This window comes from Paenibacillus sp. OSY-SE, assembly GCF_000283315.1.
Taxonomy (GTDB): Bacteria; Bacillota; Bacilli; order Paenibacillales; family Paenibacillaceae; genus Paenibacillus_B; species Paenibacillus_B profundus.
Genome location: NZ_ALKF01000060.1, coordinates 1 through 204 on the forward strand (window position 1 = coordinate 1; position 204 = coordinate 204).

The window sequence follows — 204 nt, forward strand, 5'->3', positions numbered from 1 at the left end:
CTAGGAAACGATAATAAATGATTTTTTTCGACAGCCTGGTTATGAACAATTTCAGTTCCAGAAGTAATATCAATAGCACCACTGGCATCCATGCTGTACACAACAGCATTTCCATTACGTAAAATAAATTCTGCCCCAGCTTTGGCAATCAGTTTCTGACCAGGCTTTACATCAACAACCTGCAAAGCCTCTGTCTGCTCCACC

The 204-nt window shown here is 41.2% G+C and carries 1 pseudogene; it reads right to left on the minus strand.

Annotation, left to right across the window (positions count from 1 at the left end):
* Nucleotides 1-204, minus strand: a pseudogene (locus A372_RS0100365) (hypothetical protein); the annotation flags it as partial.